This is a genomic window from Pseudomonas sp. GW822-FHT06D10 (genome assembly GCF_058799535.1).
The window spans coordinates 95,347-114,441 of sequence record NZ_JBXALN010000011.1 but is presented as its reverse complement, the minus strand read 5'-3'; the positions used below and the strand labels follow the sequence as shown (position 1 = coordinate 114,441).

The following is a 19,095-nucleotide window of genomic DNA, read 5'->3' as shown; positions in this document are numbered from 1 at the left end:
CACATGGGCCGTTCACCATGAACCGCCCTCCCTGCTCTGCCCCGTTACTGGTGGCAGCATTCATGCCCCGGCCCTACCAGGTCAGGGTCACTTTCAATACATCGGAATAACCGCCGGCCCGAGGGATCTCGGCCAAAGGTTCGATACGCCCGTACAAGGGCAGGTCCACCGTGCCGGAATCCGGCACCCGGCCACTGACCGGTACATTCACCGGCAGCGGAATCCGCCGGGCCGGGTCCTGGTAGAGGCGATAAGGAATGGGTTTGCCGGCCTGGGTGTTGCTGGCCAGGTAGCGCACTTCGCCGACACCACCGTGCAGGCCGCCGTCGATGCGCATCTGATAGGGGGTATCGGGGTTGCATTCCAGGCGCGGCTGGCGGCTGCCCGGCAGTGCCGCCGACAAGGGCCCGGCCGGGTCGTCCAGGCGTGCGGTGCTGCCGAAGTCCAGGGTACCTAGCTGTTCGATCCCCGCTTCGCGCTGCTGGCCGACCAACTGGCAGCCACGCAGCACATCGACCCGGACCTGCACCTGCAAGTCCGCGGCCCCTGCTGTCGCGCTGAGCAATGCGCTCATCACTGCCACACCCTTATATCCATTCAAGGCCTCAATCCTTATGAGGAGCATTCGCTGAAGTCAGGTTAGCAACCCGCGGGGAAACCGCCAGTTAGCGTATTAATTGCTCACGGCATGAGCGTTGCGCCGGCACGGCTGCAGCCATGCCTTTTCGAGATGACTGGCCGGGGCATTTTCTATTGGTTAAATTGGCGCGCCGCTCTTAAGGTGAGCGGCCTGGAACCATCGGGGTAATCAACATTGGCCGCTTTACCGCCAAAACCTGCACAGACTCGATCTCCCTGGCGTCGCCTGTTCGCCAGGCCCGCCCGCCGCCCGAGCGCCGCTGGCGCGCTGATCCATGACTACTTTCGCCATAAGGCCCTGGACCTGGGCTACACCCTGAGCCATGGCCAGTTGCAGGTGATCGAGCGCATGGGGCAACTGGCCGACGCCCTGGAGCAGGCCACCCCGCAGGCGCCGAGCCTGTACCTGTATGGCGCCGTGGGGCGGGGCAAGAGCTGGCTGCTGGACGGTTTCTTCCGCGCCCTGCCCATCGCCGAGAAACAGCGCCTGCATTTCCATGACTTCTTCGCCCAACTGCACCAGGGCATGTTTCGCCACCAGCAGCAGGCCGATGCCCTGGAAACCACCCTGGACGAGCTGCTCCGCCAGTGCCGGGTACTGTGTTTCGATGAGTTCCATGTCCACGACATCGGCGACGCCATGCTCATCACCCGGCTGTTCAAGGCCCTGTTCAAGCGCGGCATCGTGCTGCTGGTGACCTCCAACTACGCCCCCGAAGGCCTGCTGCCCAACCCGCTGTACCATGCCCGCTTCAAACCGGTGATCGAACTGATCAACGCGCGCATGCAGGTCATGGAAGTCGGCGGTGCCGAGGATTACCGGACCCACGCGCAAACCCACGAACAACAGGCCTTTACCCGGGGGCAGTATCTCTGGCCCGGCACCGCGGCCCAGCGCCAGGCGCTCAAGCTGCCCGAACGCCATGCCCCGGCAACGCTGCTGCAGGTCGGCAGCCGCCAGCTGACCACCCGCCAGCGCCAGCAGCGCAGCATCCGCTTCGAATTCAACGACCTGTGCCAGCAGCCCACGGCAGTCATGGACTACCTGGAACTGAGCCGCCAGTTCGACACCTGGATCATCGATGAACTGCCGCCACTGGCTGAGTGCTCGATCGCCGCCCAGCAGCGCTTCATCAATCTGATCGACGTGCTCTACGACCAGGACAAGCGCCTGCTGCTGATCGGCCAGCGCCCGCTGGCCGAAAGCCTGGGCGGCCACGCCATCGACCTGGCCCGCACCCGCAGCCGCCTCGGGCAATTGCAGGAAATCGGCCCCGAGCACCCGCTTGAGCAGGTAGCCACATGAGTTCGATCAGCTTTTGCGAGCTGGTGTGCCTGCACCTGCAAGATTCAACCCTCCAGCACTCCCGGCTATTTGGCCTGGAGAGTTTCTCGGCAGCCGAACTGGCGGCCAAAGGCTATGAGCGGGTCGGCGAGCCCCAGGACTTTCACCAGTATGAAAAAAGCTGCACGACGCGCTACCACCAGCGAACCCTGGAGGTGCTGTTCAAGTGCTACTTCCTTGACCGGCAACGGGTCGGCAGTGGCTTCAACCTGGCCCCCGGGGCCCGCCTGACGTCGGTGCTCAAGTACAGGAAACGCCTTGCGGCCCAACAAAACCTGCCCCCTTCGCAGTTGGCGTTCCATTTCTCGGACGACAAGCAGGAAGGCGCGGTGATTCTGGATGACCGGCACGTCATGCGTTTCAACCAATGGAGCCGCCAGGGCGCCTACCTGCTTGCAACCCTGGAGAGCGACTTCGACCTGGAAAGCCCGCTGGGCAGAGCCGCCACCGGATCGGTAAAAAATACCCTGGAGCACCACAGCCTGGAGTCGATGCTGGCTGAGGCCGGGAACTCCAGGCAACCCGCGGCATTTCGCCGGCTGGCTGGAGCACTGCAAGATGCAAGCATTTGACCGCAAAGAGATTTACCGACTGGCAGAGGCGCTCTTGCGCGCCATTGAGCATGCCCAGCCGAAGGCATTGGCGGCAGTTGGCGTGAGCCCGGCCATTTATGCAGAAATCCTCGAAGAGCTGGACAGCTCGGGAGAACAGGCCGGCGACCTGGCCCTTGCGCCCTATGATCGGGCATTCCAGCCGGATCGCAGCGGCCGGGTCGCCCTGGACCTTTACCCACTGGACACCGAGCCATCAGCCATGAGAGTGGCCTGCCAGCTGTGGTCCAAAGGCCGCAAGACCGACCTGACCCTGATTGCCGACTACGTTCAGGGAGCGGGCGCGTTGGCCTTCAGGCTGCTGGAAACCCAATAGCATTCATCCCATGGCCGCTCAGGCAGCAGAAACCGCCGAACTGCTTTATTCTGCCCGCCTTTTTCTTCTTTCGAGTGTTGACGCTGTTCATGGATACCCTTGCCCAACTGCGGGCTGGCCAACTGGCCGGCATCAAGCGCCTGGACCTGTCCTGCGGGCTGACCGAGTTCCCCCGGGAAATCTTCGATCTGGCCGACTCCCTGGAGATCCTCAACCTCAGTGGCAACGCCCTGAGCAGCCTGCCCGAGGACCTGCACCGACTCACTCGCCTGCGCATCCTGTTCTGCTCGGACAACCGGTTCAGTGAAGTACCGGCCTGCCTCGGCCAATGCCTGCAACTGAGCATGATCGGCTTCAAGGCCAACCGCATCGAGCGGGTGCCGGCCGCCGCCCTGCCACCGCAGCTGCGCTGGCTGATCCTCACCGATAACCGCATCGCTGAGCTGCCGGAAGAACTGGGCCAGCGCCCGCTGCTGCAAAAACTCATGCTCGCCGGCAACCGCCTGACCCGCCTGCCCGAAAGCCTGGGCCAGTGCCACCGCCTGGAACTGCTGCGGATTGCCGCCAACCGCCTGACCGAGCTGCCGCCCTTCCTCCTGGCCCTGCCGCGCCTGACCTGGCTGGCCTATGCCGGCAACCCGCTGGAGTCGGAAGCCGATGCCACGGCCCTGGAATCCACACCGACCATCCCCTGGAGCGAACTGACCCTGGAACAGCGCCTGGGCGAAGGCGCCTCGGGGGTAATTCACCAGGCGCAGTGGCAGCCAGCCGGGCAACCGCCGCGGGCGGTGGCGGTCAAGCTGTACAAGGGCGAGATGACCAGCGACGGCTCGCCGCTGCATGAAATGAACGCCTGCATCAGCGCCGGGCTGCACCCGAACCTGATCCGCGTCGAAGGCCGCATCCTCGACCACCCCCAGGGCCAGAACGGCCTGGTGATGCAACTAATCGACAAAAGTTTTGCCAACCTTGCAGCGCTGCCCAGCCTGGACTCCTGCTCCCGGGACATCTACCCGGACGACACCCGCTTCAACGCCGACGTAACCCTGGGCATCGCCCTGGGCATCGCCTCGGTGGGCGCCCACCTGCACGCCCAGGGCATTACCCATGGCGACCTCTATGGCCACAACACCTTGTGGAACGCCCAGGGCGACTGCCTGCTGGGTGATTTTGGCGCAGCGTCCTTCCATGCCCAGGACGACACCGTGCAAAGCCGGGCGCTGCAACGCCTGGAAGTGCGGGCCTTCGGTATCTTGCTGGAGGAATTGCTGGAGCGCGGGGATGGCTCGCTGAGCCTGGGGCAACAGCAGAAACTGGCGGCGCTGGTGCAGCGCTGCTGCCAGCCGGAGGTACTGGCGCGACCGGGCTTTACCCAGGTCTGCGAGGAATTGGCGGGGCTTTAAAACAGCTTCGCCGGCCAGTCGGCTCCTACAGAGGAATGCAGGAGCCGGCTGGCCGGCGAATCGCCTTAGCCTGCCAGGCCGACGAACATGTCCTGCACGTCGTCATGGTTGTCCAGGCCTTCGAGGAACGCCTCGACTTCAGCCATCTGCTCATCGCTCAGGCCGCTGACCGGGTTCTTCGGCTGGTAGCCAAGCTTGGCCGAAAGCACGGTGAAACCTTGCTCGGGCAGGGCTTTCTGTACCGCGTCCAGGTCCGCAGGCTCGGTCAGGAACAGGGTCGCGCCCTCTTCGCCCGGCTCGAAGTCCTGGGCACCGGCCTCGATGGCGGCCAGTTCCGGATCGGCGTCCGGGCTGTCCGGCGAGGCCTCGATCATGCCCACGTGGTTGAAATCCCAGGACACCGAACCCGAAGCGCCCAGTTGGCCCTTGCGGAACGCCACGCGGATTTCCGCCACGGTACGGTTGATGTTGTCGGTCACGCATTCAACGATCAGGGGTACCTGGTGCGGGGCAAAACCTTCGTAGGTCACGCGGTGGTACTGCACGGTCTCGCCCAGCTGGCCCGAGCCTTTCTTGATGGCACGCTCCAGGGTCTCGCGGGGCATCGAAGCCTTTTTCGCCTGTTCCACCACCAGCCGCAGGTGGGCGTTGGTGGCGGTGTCAGCGCCGTTACGCGCGGCGATGGTGATCTCTTTGACCAGCTTGCCGAAAATCTTGCCCTTGGCATTGGCTGCCGCTTCTTTGTGTTTAACCTTCCACTGTGCGCCCATTACTCACTCTCTTGATCTATGGCGTCGAGTTGGATTTGGCCGACGCGATGGGCAAGTTTATACGTCCTCAAGGCCCTGATCGACCAAAAAGTCAGTGGCTGGCAGGCTTCAGCCCTTGTCGGCCTTGCCGGCCGCCGCAGCGAAACGCGCCAGGCGCACATCCAGGTGCCGCGGCCGGCGCCCGTGGTCCTCGGCCCGTTCCTTGCGGCGGATGGCGTTGCGCACCACCAGCGAACCCAGGTAGCGGATCGGCTCCGGCGGGAAGTAGCCCAGGGGGCCATTGACCAGCGGCGAGCGAGTCCAGGGGTTGTCCAGCCCCTGCACCAGGGAGGCGAGGATCTGCCCGCCCATATGGCAGGGGCCGACGCCGCTGCCGGAATACCCGAAACCGTAGAACACATTGCCCGCGCGGCTCATCTGGCCGAAGAACGGCAAGCCGGTCACCGAGCGATCCGACGGGCCATTCCAGGTGGCCGCCACCGGCACGTCGGCAAAGGCCGGGAAGAACTGCCCCAGGCTGCGCTTGAGCAAGCCGGCGTAGGGCGACGGCTGGTCGAACACCGGCAGCATCCGCCCGCCGTAGGCGAAGGTGTTGCCGCCCTTGCCGAGCATGATCCGACCGTCCGGGGTGTTGTGGTAGTAGTGCACGAAGATCCGCGAATCCAGCACCGTCACGCCGCTGGTCAGGCCGATCTGCTGCAGCAGTTGGGGCCGCGGCTCGGTGATCAGCATGTCGCTGGAAACAATCGCCACGCTGCGTTCGAATTGCGGGAAGGCCCGGGCCATCCAGGCATTCATCGCCAGTACCACGCGCTCGGCGCGGATCTGCCCCAGGGGCGTGCGCAACAGCGCCGGGCGCCCCTCCTCCAGCCCGGTCATGGCGGTGTTCTCGTGAATCCTCACGCCCAGTTGCAGGGCCACCCGGCGCAGCCCGCGCACCAGCAGGCCCGGCTGTACGCTGGCCGCCGCCGGCGAATACCAGCCCTCCAGATGCTGGCTGGAACCGGCCATGCGCTGCACGTCGGCCAGGGGTCGCTTGTCGAAGGAGTTGATGCCGCGGCGCTCCAGCGCAGCGATCACGCCATCGGTGGAGCCGACCTGGGCCGGGTTGGTGGCCGTGTACAAAGTGCCGTCGAGGCGGTACTGGGCATCCACCCCGTAACGCTCGCAGAAGGCGCCGATGGCATAGATGCTCTGCTCGGATTCCTTGACCAGGCGCACGGCCTCCTCGACACCGAACAGCCGCTCCAGGGTGAAGTACTTGGCCGACCAGGACAGCGCGCAGCCGCCGTTGCGCCCACTGGCACCGGCGCCGCAGATATCCGCCTCGATCAGCAGCACGTCCAGCCCGGGGTTCTGCTCCTTGAGCATGATGGCGGTCCACAGCCCGGTGTAGCCGCCGCCGACAATCGCCACCTGGCAGGTGGTATCGCCCGACAGTGGCGGGCACGCCGGTGAGGGTTGCTGTTGCAGGGCCTGTTCCAGCCAGAAAGGTCGCATGGTGAGTCTCCAGGTAAAAAACGGCGAGTGGGTTCGCTGGCAAGCCTGCTCCTACAAGCCTTCGTAGAAGCCGGTTTGCCGGCGAAGAGGCCCGAAAGTCAGGTACGCAGTGGTTTGATCAGCAAAGGTCCATTGGGAACGAGTGCGCGCACCGGCTCGAGCCCTTGGGGCCGGCTGTTCCAGTACGGCACCAGCACCAGGGCCGAGACCAGGGCGCAGGCGGCAAACACGATGAACACCGTGACCGTGTCGAAGTAACCCGGCAGCAGGCCACCCAGCACCGCGCCCACCGAGCCGCAGCCATTGACGAAACCGGCCGCGGTGGCCCCGGCCTTGGCCGAGCCGAAGTCGATGGCTGCAGCGCCACAGATCATCGAGTCCGGCCCGTACAGGGTCAGGCCCATGAAAAACAGCAGGGCCATCACCAGCACGACGCTGCCGGTATGCAGAGCGCCCATGAACAGCGCCAGGGACAGGGTCAGCGCCAGCAGGCTGATGACACAGGCCGGCATGCGCCGGGCGCCGAACAGCTTGTCCGAGGCCAGGCCGATCATCACCGGCCCCAGCAACCCGGCCAGCTCGAAGCTGGTGGGCACGATCGCCGCCCCCACCTTGCCCACCGAGGGCATCTGTTCGTAGACGATCACCGGCCCCCACAGCAGGATCGCGTAGCGCGCCGGCTTGAGCAGGAAGTACGACAGCCCGAGGATCAGCACCGTGCGGTTGCGCAGGATCTCGCGCAGCGGTTCCCAGACGCTCATGCGCCGTTCGGCGGCGTCTTCTTCGGCGCTCTGCGGGGGCAATGGCTCCACGGCCGGCAGGCCCACGTCCTCCGGGGTATTGCGCTGGAAGATGAAGAACAGCACCGCGGTCAGGCCCACCACCACCGCACTGGAAATGAACGCCGCGTGCCAGGTGCCGATCAGCGTATAGGCCCACCAGCCGGCAAAGGGCGAGGCCACCAGGCCGCCGAAGGCGTAGCAGGAACTCCACAGCCCCAGCACCCTGCCGCGCTGCCCGGCGGGAAAGAAACTGCCGATGTTCTTGCACAGCCCCGACCAGCCCGTGGACTGCGCCAGCCCCTGGACCAGCATGCAGGTGGCGAACACCGGCAAGGTGGCGAAGCTGCCCATCACCAGCGCCGCAGCGGCGGAAATCAGCAAGCCGCCCAGCACCACCACCCGCGGGCCGAAGCGGTCGGCGAAGATGCCCCAGGTGAACTGCCCCACGGCGTAGGCCGCCAGGTAGATGGCGTCGAGGTTGGCCATGGCCATCTTGTCGAGGGTGAAGTCGGGATCGTCGGCGATCCCAAGCTTGGCGACGGAAAAGGCTTTGCGGGTGAAGTAGAACGCCGCGTAGGCGATCCAGGTGATGGCGAAAATCTGCACGCGCCAACGTTTGATGGTGCCGATCTGCTTGTTCATTGTGGTTCTGACCTCAGGGTGAGTGTGCCGGCAGGATGCGAAGCAAACGCCTGTGTTTTTTATTCTTGAGCACTGCAGCAGGGCCCTCGCGGCGGGCGCTGCTGGTCAGATGAGTCCTGTTGCCGGCCCGTTTCGGGGACCGAAGCTGCACGCACAGGCCTCAGGGCCCGGTGCCGGTCGACCGACCGGTCACTGGGCTTGCAGGGATGGAAGCAATTACTGACTAATAAATGAAATCGATTTATCGTATTTCAAATATAAGCTCAGCTTGTAAGAGGTTTGGCCCATGTCGGTTTCCCACGCCCAATTGAAAGCCTTCCACGCCGTGGCGGTGCACGGCAGCTTCACCCGGGCGGCCGAACGCCTGTACCTGACGCAGCCGGCGATTTCCGACCAGGTGCGCAAGCTCGAAGAGCGCTTCGGGGTGCTGTTGTTTCATCGCAACAAGCGCTCGGTGCGCCTGACCGACCTGGGCGAGCGCCTGCTGGCCATCACCCAGCGCCTGTTCGTGGTGGAAGCCGAAGCCAAGGAGCTGCTGCAGGAGTCCCGGGCCTTGCAGACCGGCAGCCTGGTACTGGCGGTGGATGCCCCGGTGCATGTGCTGCCGCAGATCGCTCGGTTCTGCGAACTGTACCCCGGGATCAATGTGAAGATCGAAACCGGCAACACCGATGAATCGCTGCTGCGCCTGTTCAATTACCAGGCCGACCTGGCTCTGCTGGGGCGGGCCGTGGACGACGAGCGCCTGCTGTCTCTGACCCTGCGCAACGACCCGATGGTGGCGTTCGTCTCCCGTCACCACCCCTGGGCCGGCCGCCAGTCCATCTGCCTCGCCGACCTGGACGACACGCCCCTGGTGCTGCGGGAGGTCGGCTCGGTAACCCGCCAGACCCTGGAAGAGGAAATGAACCGCGCCGGCCTGCGCATCCGCCCGACCATCCAGGTGGAAGGTCGCGAAGCCGCGCGCGAAGCGGTGGTGGTGGGCATTGGCGTGGGGGTGGTCTCGGCGGCGGAGTTCGGCGCCGACGCCCGGGTCTGCGCCCTGCCGATCGTCGACTGCCAGCGACGCCTGACCGAAACCCTGGTGTGCCTGCGCGAACAGAGTTCGCGACGGATCGTCGCCACCTTCCTCGACCTGGTACGCGAAAGCCTGGCCTCCCCCACCGCCCTGTAGGAACCGGCTCGCCGGCGAAGGTGATCTCCAGGCACCACTACCGTAGGAGCCGGCTTGCCGGCGAAAGCGATCCCCCAGACACCGCTACCGCAGGAGCCTGGCTTGCCGGCGAAGGCGATCTTTCGGGCCTCTACGCCGGCAAGCCAGCTCCTACAAGAGTGGAGGTGGGCTCAGGCTGGAGCCAGGGCGAAAAACGCCTGGATCAGGCGCAGGTCCCGGCGCCGCTCCACGCAGCCGATCATGTGCCGGTTGACCAGCCCCGCACCGCGGATCGGCACCGTGCGCACCCGCGGGTCGTGGCCAACCTCCACCGAACTGACAATGCCCACCCCCAGGTGCGCCGCCACCGCCTCGGTCACCGCTTCGCGGCTGTCCAGCTCCAGCAGCACCCGGGGCTGGACCTGGGCCAACCCACAGGCCTCATCGAACGTCCGGCGGGTGATCGAACCCGGTTCGCGCAGCACCATAATCACCTGGTCCAACTGCTCGATGGCGACGCCCTCGGCCAGTTCCAGCCAAGGGTGCCCATCGGGCACCAAGGCACAGATCCGCGACTCGCCCAGGCTTTGCAGGTGCAGGCCCTTGCGCGGCTCGACCTCGGTCAGCACCGCCACGTCGGCATGCTCGGACAACAGCGCCGCCAGGGTTTCCTGGGCATTGCCCAGGCGCAGGTTGACCGTCACCCCCGGGTAGCGCGCCCGCAGGCTGGCCAGCATCGGCATGACCAGATGGGGGCCATCCGCTGCCACTTCCAGGCGCCCGGTGAGCAATTGCCGGTTGGCCTCGAGCATGGCCTGGGCCTCTTCCGCCAGGCCGAACATGGCCCGGGTAATGGCCGCCAGCTTGATGCCCTCTTCGGTCAGTTCCACCCGGCGCGCAGTGCGCCGCAGCAAGGTGATCTGGTAATGCTCTTCCAGGGCCTTGATATGCCCGGTGACCGCCGGCTGGCTGATGAACAGCCGCCCGGCGGCCCGGGTAAAGCTGCCTTCCCGGGCCACGGCGTCGAATGCGCGGAGTTGAAACAGGTTCATAGCTATCGGCCTCACTGATGGCTGGCATAACAACAAACAATTTGATTGATGACAAGGCAAACTGCAATTTAGTCCCCGTAGCGTCATCCCCACCTTTTCGAGGACACAGCATGAGCATCGCCGAGCCAATCCTGCTTACCCCCGGCCCCCTGACCACCTCCGCCCGCACCCGCCAGGCAATGCTGGTGGACTGGGGTTCGTGGGATGACCGCTTCAACCAGTTGACCGCCAGCCTGTGCCAACAGCTGCTGGCCATCATCCAGGGCGCCGACAGCCATCACTGCGTGCCCCTGCAAGGCAGTGGCACCTTCGCCGTGGAAGCGGCCATCGGCACCCTGGTGCCCCGCGACGGCAAGGTCCTGGTGCTGATCAACGGTGCCTACGGCAAGCGCCTGGCGAAGATCTGCGAAGTGCTCGGCCGGGATTTCAGCACCTTCGAAACCGCCGAGGACCAGCCCACCACGGCCGCGGATGTCGAGCGCCTGCTCCAGGCCGACAGCAGCATCAGCCACGTGGCGCTGATCCACTGCGAAACCAGCACCGGCATCCTCAACCCGCTGCCGGAAATCGCCCAGGTGGTGGCCAGCCATGGCAAGCGCCTGATCATCGACGCCATGAGTTCCTTCGGCGCGCTACCCATCGATGCCCGGGAGATCCCCTTCGATGCGCTGATCGCCGCCTCCGGCAAATGCCTGGAAGGCGTGCCCGGCATGGGCTTTGTCTTCGCTGCCAAGGCCTCCCTGGCCAAGGCCGGCGGCAATGCCCATTCCCTGGCCATGGACCTGCACGACCAGCACAGCTACATGGCCAAGACCGGCCAGTGGCGCTTCACCCCGCCGACCCACGTGGTCGCCGCGCTGCACGAAGCCCTGCTGCAATACGCCGAGGAAGGTGGCCTGCCGGCGCGCCACGCCCGCTACGCCGACAACTGCCAGACACTGCTCGATGGCATGGGCGAGTTGGGCCTGCGCAGTTTTCTGCCGGAAGCGATCCAGGCACCGATCATCGTCACCTTCCACGCCCCGAAAGATCCCCGCTACCAGTTCAAGGATTTCTACGAGCGGGTCAAGGCCAAGGGTTTCATCCTCTACCCGGGCAAGCTGACCCAGGTCGAAACCTTCCGCGTGGGCTGCATCGGCCATGTCGACCGCCGCGGCATGCAGGCTGCCGTCGCCGCCATCGCCGAAGTGCTGCAAGAGATGGAAGTCCTCGATATCTGACTCCCCACCGAGCCTGTAGGAGCGAGCTTGCTCGCGAATCAGGCGACGCGATACCGAACCTTTTTTCGCGAGCAAGCTCGCTCCTACACAGGCATCGAAACCATGAACTACAGCAACCCTTCTCAGCTGCAAGCGGCAATCCTCGACTGGGCCGGCACCGTGGTCGACTTCGGCTCCTTTGCCCCGACCCAGATCTTTGTCGAAGCCTTCGCCGAGTTCGATGTGCAGGTGTCCATCGAAGAGGCCCGCGGCCCCATGGGCATGGGCAAGTGGGACCACATCCGCACCCTGTGCGACCTGCCGGAGGTGGCCGAGCGCTATCGCAAGGTCTTCGGCCGCACCCCGACTGACGCCGATGTGACCGCCATCTACGAACGCTTCATGCCGTTGCAGATCGAGAAGATCGCCGAGCACTCGGCGCTGATCCCCGGCGCCCTGGAGGTGATCGCCAAGCTGCGTGAACAGGGGATCAAGATCGGCTCCTGCTCCGGCTACCCCAAGCAGGTGATGGACAAGGTGGTAGCCCTGGCCGCCACCAACGGCTACACCGCCGACCACGTGGTGGCCACCGACGAAGTGCCCAACGGCCGCCCATGGCCAGCCCAGGCCCTGGCCAACGTGATCGCCCTGGGCATCGACGACGTGGCCGCCTGCGTGAAGATCGACGACACCGTACCGGGCATTCTCGAAGGCCGCCGCGCCGGCATGTGGACCGTGGCGCTGACCTGCTCGGGCAATGCCCTGGGCCTGACCTACGAAGGCTACCGGGCCCTGGCCAGCGACACCCTGGCCAGCGAGCGCAAGCGCATCCACAAGCTGTTCGAGGCTTCGCGCCCGCACTACCTGATCGACACCATCGCCGACCTGCCCCAGGTGATCGCCGACATCAACCAGCGCCTGGCCCGGGGGGAAATGCCCCAGGGCAACTGATTCAGGCACGGGGCAACATTAAAAAACGGCGGTGCCTTCGGGGCCGCCGTTTTTTCATACCCGCCCACCGCCCCGGCGCTGCACAGGGGGGCGATAAAAGCCGCTACAGCTCCAGGCAGACCGGCATAAAGCGGATTACAGTTAAAGCACTCCGTCGCTCAAGAACGGAGGCTTCAGACCTGATGACCGAGGATGTCCCGTATGCCCTGGAAAAACACTGAGTCTCGCTACAGCACCATGACGATCGCCCTGCACTGGTTGATGCTGGTGCTACTGGCCGTGGTTTACGCCTGTATCGAATTTCGCGGCATCTTCCCCAAAGGCAGCGGTGGTCGCACGCTGATTGTCGAAGCCCACTTCATGCTCGGCCTGACAGTGTTTGCGCTGGTCTGGCTGCGCCTGTTCGCTCGTGCCCAGGGCGTAGCGCCGAAGATCCTGCCCACCCCGCCCCACTGGCAACGGCTGCTGTCGACCCTGATGCACTGGGCGCTGTACCTGTTCATGATCGCCATGCCGATCCTCGGCTGGCTGACCACCAGCGCCAAGGGCCATCAGGTGATGTTCTACGGCCTCGACCTGCCGCTGCTGCTGGCCGAGAACAAGCCACTGGCCAAGCAGCTCCAGGGCTGGCACGAACTGCTGGGTACGGTCGGCTACTGGCTGATCGGGCTGCACGCCCTGGCCGGGCTCTATCACCACTACGTGATGCGCGACAACACTCTGCAACGCATGTGGCGCAAGCGCGGTCAGGCCTGAGCCAACAGCCCGCGACGGCCCTGCAGGCCGCCGGTATGCACAAAGATCAACTGGCAACCCGGGGCGAAACGCCCGGCCTGGACCTGTTCCTGCAAAGCCAGCAGGGCCTTGCCGGTGTACAAGGGTTCAAGCGGTAGAGCGCATTGTTGTTCTGTGAGCCGGATAAACCCGCTTAACACTTCATCGACCTTGGCAAAACCGCCGCGGCTGCTGTCCAGCAGCTGATAACCGCCGCAGCCCTGCCCGGCCTCTTGCAAGATCCCCTCGACCTGCTGCGCCACTCCGTGATCCTCGGGAACCGCCAGGGCGCCGTAGACCGGATGCGCTCCGGCCTCCGCCAGCACCAGCCCGGCCAGGGTAGTGCCCGTGCCGGCGGCCAGCCACCAGCCGTGGTAGTCGCTCCAGCCCAGGCTCGGCAACTGCCGCCGCACCTGATCGCGCAGGGTCATGCAGCCCGCTGCGCCGGCCAGGCCACCGCCGCCTTCAGGCACCGGGTACAACTCCGGATACCGGGCCTGCCAGGGCGTCCAGAAACCCGCCTCGTGGCGCGCGCGATAACCGCCATAGCCCAGCCAGTGCAGGCGCATGCCGAAGGCTTGCAGGTCGAGCACCGTCGGTGTGTCCTGTGGATGGCCACGCAACAGACCCACGGTGGGAAAGGCAAAACGCCGGCCAGCAGCGGCCAGCGCATGCAGATGATTGGAATGGGCGCCCCCCAGGCTGATGATGCCGTGGGCACCGGCGGTACGTGCCGCCGCCAGGTGTTCGGTCAGCTTGAACCACTTGTTGCCGCTGATCAGCGGGTCGATCAGGTCCAGGCGCAGCACCGCCACCTCGACCCCGGCCCGCGACAGCCAGTCCAGCTCCAGCCGTTGCAGTGGGGCGTGGGGTAACCAGTCGAAGGAGTCGGGGAAGGACATCGGCAGCGGGGGTCGGGAAAGAAGCTGCGCAGTCTATCAGCTCCAGGCCCAGGCTCATCCTTGTAGCCGCTGCCGCAGGCTGCGAGCGGGTTCGCAGAACCCGCAAGACAGGCAACCGCGCTCGCTGGTTGCAGCGCGATTGCCCGCTGGGCGAGTCCTGCGGCCTCGTGCCCAGCCTACGGCAGCGGCTACAGGACGGCAGGCCGTTACAGCTCGGCCGCCAGACGCGAACCCTGGTTGATGGCGCGCTTGGCGTCCAGTTCGGCGGCCACATCGGCACCACCGATCAGGTGCACGTTCTGCCCTGCCGCCACCAGGCCGTCCTGCAGTTCACGCAGCGGATCCTGGCCGGCACAGATGACGATGTTGTCCACCGGCAGCACCTGGGGTTCGCCGGCCTCACCGATACGGATATGCAAGCCGGCATCGTCGATCTTCAGGTACTCGACGCTGTTGAGCATCTGCACCTGCTTGTTCTTCAGACCGGTGCGATGGATCCAGCCGGTGGTCTTGCCCAGGCCGTCGCCGACCTTGGTCTTCTTGCGCTGCAAGAGGAACACCTGCCGTGCTGGTGCATGGGGCTCGGGCTTGATCCCGGCCACACCGCCACGGGCCTGGAGCTGGGTGTCGATGCCCCATTCCTTCCAGAACGCCTGGCGATCCTGGCTGGTGGCCACACCCTGGTGCACGAGGAATTCGGAAACATCGAAGCCGATGCCGCCGGCACCGATCACCGCCACGCTCTTGCCCACCGGCTTGCGCTCCAGCAGCACGTCCAGGTAACTGAGGACCTTGGCGTGCTCCACTCCGGGAATCGCCGGCACGCGAGGGGCAATGCCGGTGGCCAGGATGATTTCGTCAAAGCTGCCGGCCACCAGTTGCTGCACATCGACGCGGGTGTTGAGGCACAGCTCGACATGGCTGGTCTGCAACTTGCGCTTGAAGTAGCGCAGGGTCTCGAAGAACTCTTCCTTGCCCGGCACTCGCTTGGCGATATTGAACTGGCCGCCGATCTCGCTGGCGGAATCGAACAGGGTCACCTGATGCCCACGCTCGGCGGCCACGGTAGCGGCGGACAGGCCCGCCGGGCCGGCACCGACCACGGCGATCTTCTTGATCTGCTTGACCGGCAGGTAGTTCAGCTCGGTCTCGTGGCAGGCGCGCGGGTTGACCAGGCAACTGGTGAGCTTGCCGCCGAACGTGTGGTCCAGGCACGCCTGGTTGCAGCCGATGCAGGTATTGATTTCGTCAGCGCGGCCTTCGGCGGCCTTGTTGACGAAGTCCGGGTCGGCCAGGAATGGCCGCGCCATGGAGACCATGTCGGCATCGCCCTCGGCGAGGATCTGCTCGGCGACTTCCGGGGTGTTGATGCGGTTGGTGGTGATCAGCGGAATGCTCACCGAACCCCGCAGCTTGGCCGTCACCTTGCTGAATGCGGCACGCGGCACCTTGGTGGCGATGGTGGGGATCCGCGCTTCGTGCCAGCCGATCCCGGTGTTGATCAGGGTGGCGCCGGCCTGCTCGATGGCCTGGGCCAGTTGCACGATCTCTTCCCAGGTGCTGCCGCCTTCCACCAGGTCGAGCATCGACAGGCGGAAGATGATGATGAAGTTCGGGCCCACCGCCTCACGTACCCGACGGACGATTTCCACCGGCAGGCGCATGCGGTTTTCATAGCTGCCGCCCCAACGATCGGTGCGGTGGTTGGTGTGGGCGGCCAGGAACTGGTTAATGAAATAACCTTCCGAGCCCATGATCTCGACACCGTCGTACTCGGCCTTCTGGGCCAGGGTCGAGCAGGTGACGAAATCGCGGATCTGCTTCTCGATGCCTTCCTCGTCCAGCTCCTTGGGCTTGAACGGGTTGATCGGTGCCTGGATGGCGCTGGGAGCCACCTGCTTGGGGCTGTAGGCATAACGCCCGGCATGAAGGATCTGCATGCAGATCTTGCCGCCGGCCTCGTGCACCGCACGGGTCACGATCTGGTGCTTGAGTGCCTCTTCTTCGGTGGTCAGCTTGGCGGCGCCGGAATACACCCCGCCCTCATCGTTGGGGCCGATGCCGCCGGTGACCATCAGGCCCACGCCGCCCCGGGCACGCTCGGCAAAGTACGCCGCCATGCGCTCGAAGCCGCCGGGCTTTTCTTCCAGACCGGTGTGCATCGACCCCATCAGGGTGCGGTTGCGCAGGGTGGTGAAACCCAGGTCGAGGGGGGCCAGCAAATGCGGGTAAGGTGCTCCAGCCATGGTGTCACTCCAGATCGGGCAATCACGGAAAAATGCGGAAGCTCTGCGGCTTCCATCAGTAGTGCTGCACAGACTAAGAGCAGAACATCGGGCACTCAATGACCGTAACTGACAACTTAATGATCAGAACGTACACCCATTTTCCATCCCCCCTTCCTCTTAAAGTGCCGCGTAGGCCAGCGCGGCCAGTTGCTGCGGGCGGGGATCGATCATGGTGTGCCGGCCCGAGGTGGTGGTGACAAAGCCGAAGCTCACCTCGCGCTCGGGGTCGGCAAAACTGATCGGGCCGCCCAGGCCGATATGACCGAAAGTCTCGGGCCCCATGCCGAGGGAGGCAGCCGGATCAGCCGGTTGCTCCATCATGCAGCCCAGGCCATAGCGCATGGGGCGTCGCCAGATGCGATCCATGTCATTGCTGTGCTCGCGGGTGAACTCACTCAACAGGTCGGGCCCGATCAGGCGGCCCCCCAGCAATGCGCTGTAAAAGCCGGCCAGGCCATGGGCGGTGCTGTGGCCGTTGACCCCCGGCTGCCGATAGGCCCACCAGCGGGGGTCGCAGGTGCGCCGGGGCACCATGCCCGGGTTGGTAAAGGCCAGGGTCGCGACATGCTCCGGCTCGGCAATGATCACCTTGCGCAGGTCCTCCGAGTAGTAGTCGCCCACCCGCCCCTCGGCGGCATCGAAATGCGCGATACGCTCAAAATCCTGTTCCTCGACCCCCAGGTAAACCTCCAGGTCATGGGGCCGGGTGATCCGCTCGTGGATGAAGGTGCAAGGCTCTCGACCGTCGACCCGGCGAATCAATTCACCGATGACCCAGCCAAAGATAGTGGTGGCATACCCCAACCCGGTTCCTGGCTGCCACCACAATGGCTCGGCAGCCAGGATCTCAACCATGTGCTCCCAGTCATACATCATGGCGTTGTGATTGGGCCCGCGCAGCGCCGGTATGCCGGAGGTGTGGGTCATGACCTGGCGCACGGTGACCCGCCCCTTGCCGCCCTGGGCAAACTCGGGCCAGTAGCGGGCCACCGGCGCGTCGAGCTCCAGCTTGCCCTCCTCCACCAGCATCAGGGCAGCCACTGCGGCCAAGGGCTTGATGGTGCAGAAGGTATTGGCCAGGGTGCCGTGGTGCCACGGCTTGTTGCCCTCCAGGTCCGCCACGCCGGCCCACAGGTCGACCACGGTCTGGCCGCCGACCTGCACACAGAGCCCGGCACCGCGCTCCTGGGGATCATCGAACATTGCCTCGAAGGCGTGCAGCACGGCTTCGAAACCCTTCGCACATGTTCCTTGCGCTTCCATTCTCAAAACTCCCATCCATCGTCATGCCGCCCTGGCGAGAGTCGGCCAGGGTCAGCATGAGTTAAAAACCGAAACCAAGAGGCCGGTTGCATTCGTCAATGGCAATGCAAACCTGTGATAACAAGAACAATAAAGGTGAAAAAGACCTTCAGCCTCTGGACTGAAAGTGGACCGTATCCAACTTGAAACGATTTGCGCGCTTGTAGGTACCGAAGTCATTGAAACGAACTCCGGCCTTCGCCATGACTTCATGGGCATAGGACGCCGTCATCTGTCGAAGATAAAAAGGATCTTTCACGACAAAATGATGAATACTGTGAGTACTGCCAAAGTTGAAACAGAACAACTGGAACGGCCACAGCAGCCAATGGTTCATTACTTGGGTTTGTTGTAGAGCATTGCGTGGCGCAACATCACCGTAATAATGCATATTGGAACTGATGAAATACAGGCAGAATTGTCGAATCATATTCGGCGCAACAACAATGACCACTGCACAATCAATCACGTTCATCACTTGCAGCACTAACGGCGAACTTGGTGGCGGCACTCCTGCCAGGCCGCCCAGCCAGGTAGACAAGTGATAACCCAGGAACACATACCAGCTGCCCCAGTACAGGAGCCCGAAGGGGGTATTGAGGCGAATGATCCTGGCCAGCAGTTTCATTTTCTGCCGCCAGCCCGGCGCGCAGACCGCATTCACAAAGCCGAACAGGAAGCCATCCATCAGCTTCAGCAGCCTGAGAATGCCCCAGGGGTTGCCGCTGGTGGTGATCCAGGCCTCGACATCGGTGGCGGTTCCGGATTCCTTGTGATGATGAAAGTGCAGGCCGCGCCTGAGCCAGGGGCTGGGCATTCCCGGGCGCGTCAGCCAGCACAGCAGCATCATGAAGTTATGGGCCAGAGGCTGTTTCCGGAAATACAGACGGTGAATCAGGTCATGTTCAAGTTCATGAATGATCGAGGTCGACAGCGCGTTTACCAAGATGCACAACCACGCGGGCATGATGCCCTTCACATACAACACACCAGTCACCACCATAACTGTCACCGAAACAGCCATGGCACTTGCACCCAGGGCGTTCTGATAGTTCAGGACAGGATAGCGTCTGCGTAGTTCGTTACCATGCTCGGTAATTTGGCGGGTGACTTCTTCGATCTTTTGCTGGTCAGTTACGGAGCGACCGCAATCAAGTTCCTTTTCTATGGAGTTCATCACTTCATCCTTTGAAGAAAATGAGTGGAGGCGAACTTCAATAGAAAGACATACTTCGATAGCAAAACAACCAATTGGGCCGAAACGGCGGCTACAACTGATAAGTGGCCCCTTGGACCGCTGGTTTTTTTAACAACTGTTATGAATGACCCAGCAGTCCACTTTGGAACTGTTAGTTCGCCACTACTGAACCTCTTCGGATAAGTCCCGAAGAACTTTCAAGATTGCTTCATTGTCGAACAACCCATCAACGTGCAAAACCTCAAACTTTGACGAAAGTAGGGGCAAC

Annotated in this window: 17 protein-coding genes; 8 read left to right on the top strand and 9 right to left on the bottom strand. The window is 64.0% G+C overall.

The annotated features are described in order from the left end of the window. Positions 1-73: 73 nt before the first annotated feature. The gene (locus tag AC1RL5_RS29215; RefSeq protein WP_029978055.1) at positions 74-574 is read right to left on the bottom strand and encodes a Csu type fimbrial protein; all 501 of its coding nucleotides are present in this window, start codon (positions 572-574) and stop codon (positions 74-76) included. Between the two features lie 240 nt (positions 575-814). On the opposite strand from AC1RL5_RS29215, the gene zapE reads away from it, so the two are divergent. From zapE to AC1RL5_RS29195, 4 genes are all read left to right on the top strand, one after another. Next, positions 815-1,945, top strand: a complete 1,131-nt coding sequence (gene zapE, locus AC1RL5_RS29210) for a cell division protein ZapE (RefSeq protein ID WP_093409383.1) — start codon at positions 815-817, stop codon at positions 1,943-1,945. Further along, the gene (locus AC1RL5_RS29205) at positions 1,942-2,556 is read left to right on the top strand and encodes a hypothetical protein (RefSeq protein WP_047337314.1); all 615 of its coding nucleotides are present in this window, start codon (positions 1,942-1,944) and stop codon (positions 2,554-2,556) included. Before zapE ends, AC1RL5_RS29205 begins: the two co-directional genes overlap by 4 nt. Continuing rightward, positions 2,543-2,911: a hypothetical protein gene (locus AC1RL5_RS29200; protein ID WP_072452686.1), complete on the top strand. Its 369-nt coding sequence runs from the start codon at positions 2,543-2,545 to the stop codon at positions 2,909-2,911. Before AC1RL5_RS29205 ends, AC1RL5_RS29200 begins: the two co-directional genes overlap by 14 nt. Positions 2,912-3,000: 89 nt before the next feature. Beyond that, positions 3,001-4,314: a leucine-rich repeat-containing protein kinase family protein gene (locus tag AC1RL5_RS29195; protein ID WP_093409388.1), complete on the top strand. Its 1,314-nt coding sequence runs from the start codon at positions 3,001-3,003 to the stop codon at positions 4,312-4,314. Between the two features lie 65 nt (positions 4,315-4,379). Here AC1RL5_RS29195 and AC1RL5_RS29190 read toward each other — a convergent pair whose 3' ends face one another. From AC1RL5_RS29190 to AC1RL5_RS29180, 3 genes are all read right to left on the bottom strand, one after another. Next, entirely contained in the window at positions 4,380-5,084 is a 705-nt protein-coding gene (locus AC1RL5_RS29190; protein ID WP_011062247.1) for a YebC/PmpR family DNA-binding transcriptional regulator, read from the bottom strand. A 108-nt stretch (positions 5,085-5,192) separates the two neighbouring features. After that, entirely contained in the window at positions 5,193-6,584 is a 1,392-nt protein-coding gene (locus tag AC1RL5_RS29185; protein WP_011062248.1) for an FAD-dependent oxidoreductase, read from the bottom strand. Between the two features lie 98 nt (positions 6,585-6,682). Beyond that, positions 6,683-8,008, bottom strand: coding sequence for an MFS transporter (locus AC1RL5_RS29180; RefSeq protein WP_019095130.1), 1,326 nt, complete (start codon positions 8,006-8,008; stop codon positions 6,683-6,685). A 286-nt stretch (positions 8,009-8,294) separates the two neighbouring features. Here AC1RL5_RS29180 and AC1RL5_RS29175 point away from each other — a divergent pair, with 286 nt between their 5' ends. After that, positions 8,295-9,182, top strand: coding sequence for a LysR substrate-binding domain-containing protein (locus tag AC1RL5_RS29175; RefSeq protein ID WP_011062250.1), 888 nt, complete (start codon positions 8,295-8,297; stop codon positions 9,180-9,182). 170 nt (positions 9,183-9,352) lie between these two features. Here AC1RL5_RS29175 and AC1RL5_RS29170 read toward each other — a convergent pair whose 3' ends face one another. Further along, positions 9,353-10,213 carry a LysR substrate-binding domain-containing protein gene (locus AC1RL5_RS29170; protein ID WP_011062251.1) on the bottom strand — a complete coding sequence of 287 codons (861 nt, stop codon included), beginning with the start codon at positions 10,211-10,213 and terminating at the stop codon, positions 9,353-9,355. A gap of 110 nt (positions 10,214-10,323) precedes the next feature. On the opposite strand from AC1RL5_RS29170, the gene AC1RL5_RS29165 reads away from it, so the two are divergent. The 3 genes from AC1RL5_RS29165 (at position 10,324) to AC1RL5_RS29155 (ending at position 13,119) form a co-directional block, all read left to right on the top strand. After that, positions 10,324-11,433 carry a 2-aminoethylphosphonate--pyruvate transaminase gene (locus AC1RL5_RS29165; RefSeq protein ID WP_207240015.1) on the top strand — a complete coding sequence of 370 codons (1,110 nt, stop codon included), beginning with the start codon at positions 10,324-10,326 and terminating at the stop codon, positions 11,431-11,433. Between the two features lie 102 nt (positions 11,434-11,535). After that, positions 11,536-12,363, top strand: a complete 828-nt coding sequence (gene phnX / locus AC1RL5_RS29160) for a phosphonoacetaldehyde hydrolase (RefSeq protein WP_047287945.1) — start codon at positions 11,536-11,538, stop codon at positions 12,361-12,363. A gap of 201 nt (positions 12,364-12,564) precedes the next feature. Beyond that, positions 12,565-13,119: a cytochrome b gene (locus AC1RL5_RS29155; protein WP_011062254.1), complete on the top strand. Its 555-nt coding sequence runs from the start codon at positions 12,565-12,567 to the stop codon at positions 13,117-13,119. Here AC1RL5_RS29155 and AC1RL5_RS29150 read toward each other — a convergent pair. From AC1RL5_RS29150 to AC1RL5_RS29135, 4 genes are all read right to left on the bottom strand, one after another. Then, complete coding sequence (locus tag AC1RL5_RS29150; RefSeq protein ID WP_103407207.1) at positions 13,110-14,039, bottom strand: 1-aminocyclopropane-1-carboxylate deaminase/D-cysteine desulfhydrase; 930 nt, start codon at positions 14,037-14,039, stop codon at positions 13,110-13,112. The two genes, AC1RL5_RS29155 and AC1RL5_RS29150, sit on opposite strands and share 10 nt — an antisense overlap. A 206-nt stretch (positions 14,040-14,245) precedes the next feature. Beyond that, positions 14,246-16,285 (bottom strand): NADPH-dependent 2,4-dienoyl-CoA reductase, encoded by a 2,040-nt coding sequence (locus AC1RL5_RS29145; RefSeq protein WP_093409397.1) that lies wholly within the window; start codon positions 16,283-16,285, stop codon positions 14,246-14,248. Between the two features lie 159 nt (positions 16,286-16,444). Beyond that, positions 16,445-17,590: an EstA family serine hydrolase gene (locus AC1RL5_RS29140; RefSeq protein WP_011062257.1), complete on the bottom strand. Its 1,146-nt coding sequence runs from the start codon at positions 17,588-17,590 to the stop codon at positions 16,445-16,447. 148 nt (positions 17,591-17,738) lie between these two features. Next, a complete protein-coding gene (locus AC1RL5_RS29135) occupies positions 17,739-18,806 on the bottom strand; it encodes a fatty acid desaturase (protein ID WP_093409402.1) in 1,068 nt (355 codons plus the stop codon). Positions 18,807-19,095: the final 289 nt, after the last annotated feature.

Bases quoted from the DNA above. Each gene is read 5' to 3' on its own strand.
- AC1RL5_RS29215 (WP_029978055.1), bottom strand. From the start codon at position 574: ATGAGCGCATTGCTCAGCGCGACAGCAGGGGCCGCGGACTTGCAGGTG.
- AC1RL5_RS29205 (WP_047337314.1), top strand. From the start codon at position 1,942: ATGAGTTCGATCAGCTTTTGCGAGCTGGTGTGCCTGCACCTGCAAGAT.
- AC1RL5_RS29200 (WP_072452686.1), top strand. From the start codon at position 2,543: ATGCAAGCATTTGACCGCAAAGAGATTTACCGACTGGCAGAGGCGCTC.
- AC1RL5_RS29195 (WP_093409388.1), top strand. From the start codon at position 3,001: ATGGATACCCTTGCCCAACTGCGGGCTGGCCAACTGGCCGGCATCAAG.
- AC1RL5_RS29190 (WP_011062247.1), bottom strand. From the start codon at position 5,084: ATGGGCGCACAGTGGAAGGTTAAACACAAAGAAGCGGCAGCCAATGCC.
- AC1RL5_RS29185 (WP_011062248.1), bottom strand. From the start codon at position 6,584: ATGCGACCTTTCTGGCTGGAACAGGCCCTGCAACAGCAACCCTCACCG.
- AC1RL5_RS29180 (WP_019095130.1), bottom strand. From the start codon at position 8,008: ATGAACAAGCAGATCGGCACCATCAAACGTTGGCGCGTGCAGATTTTC.
- AC1RL5_RS29175 (WP_011062250.1), top strand. From the start codon at position 8,295: ATGTCGGTTTCCCACGCCCAATTGAAAGCCTTCCACGCCGTGGCGGTG.
- AC1RL5_RS29170 (WP_011062251.1), bottom strand. From the start codon at position 10,213: ATGAACCTGTTTCAACTCCGCGCATTCGACGCCGTGGCCCGGGAAGGC.
- AC1RL5_RS29165 (WP_207240015.1), top strand. From the start codon at position 10,324: ATGAGCATCGCCGAGCCAATCCTGCTTACCCCCGGCCCCCTGACCACC.
- phnX (WP_047287945.1), top strand. From the start codon at position 11,536: ATGAACTACAGCAACCCTTCTCAGCTGCAAGCGGCAATCCTCGACTGG.
- AC1RL5_RS29155 (WP_011062254.1), top strand. From the start codon at position 12,565: ATGCCCTGGAAAAACACTGAGTCTCGCTACAGCACCATGACGATCGCC.
- AC1RL5_RS29150 (WP_103407207.1), bottom strand. From the start codon at position 14,039: ATGTCCTTCCCCGACTCCTTCGACTGGTTACCCCACGCCCCACTGCAA.
- AC1RL5_RS29145 (WP_093409397.1), bottom strand. From the start codon at position 16,285: ATGGCTGGAGCACCTTACCCGCATTTGCTGGCCCCCCTCGACCTGGGT.
- AC1RL5_RS29140 (WP_011062257.1), bottom strand. From the start codon at position 17,590: ATGGAAGCGCAAGGAACATGTGCGAAGGGTTTCGAAGCCGTGCTGCAC.
- AC1RL5_RS29135 (WP_093409402.1), bottom strand. From the start codon at position 18,806: ATGAACTCCATAGAAAAGGAACTTGATTGCGGTCGCTCCGTAACTGAC.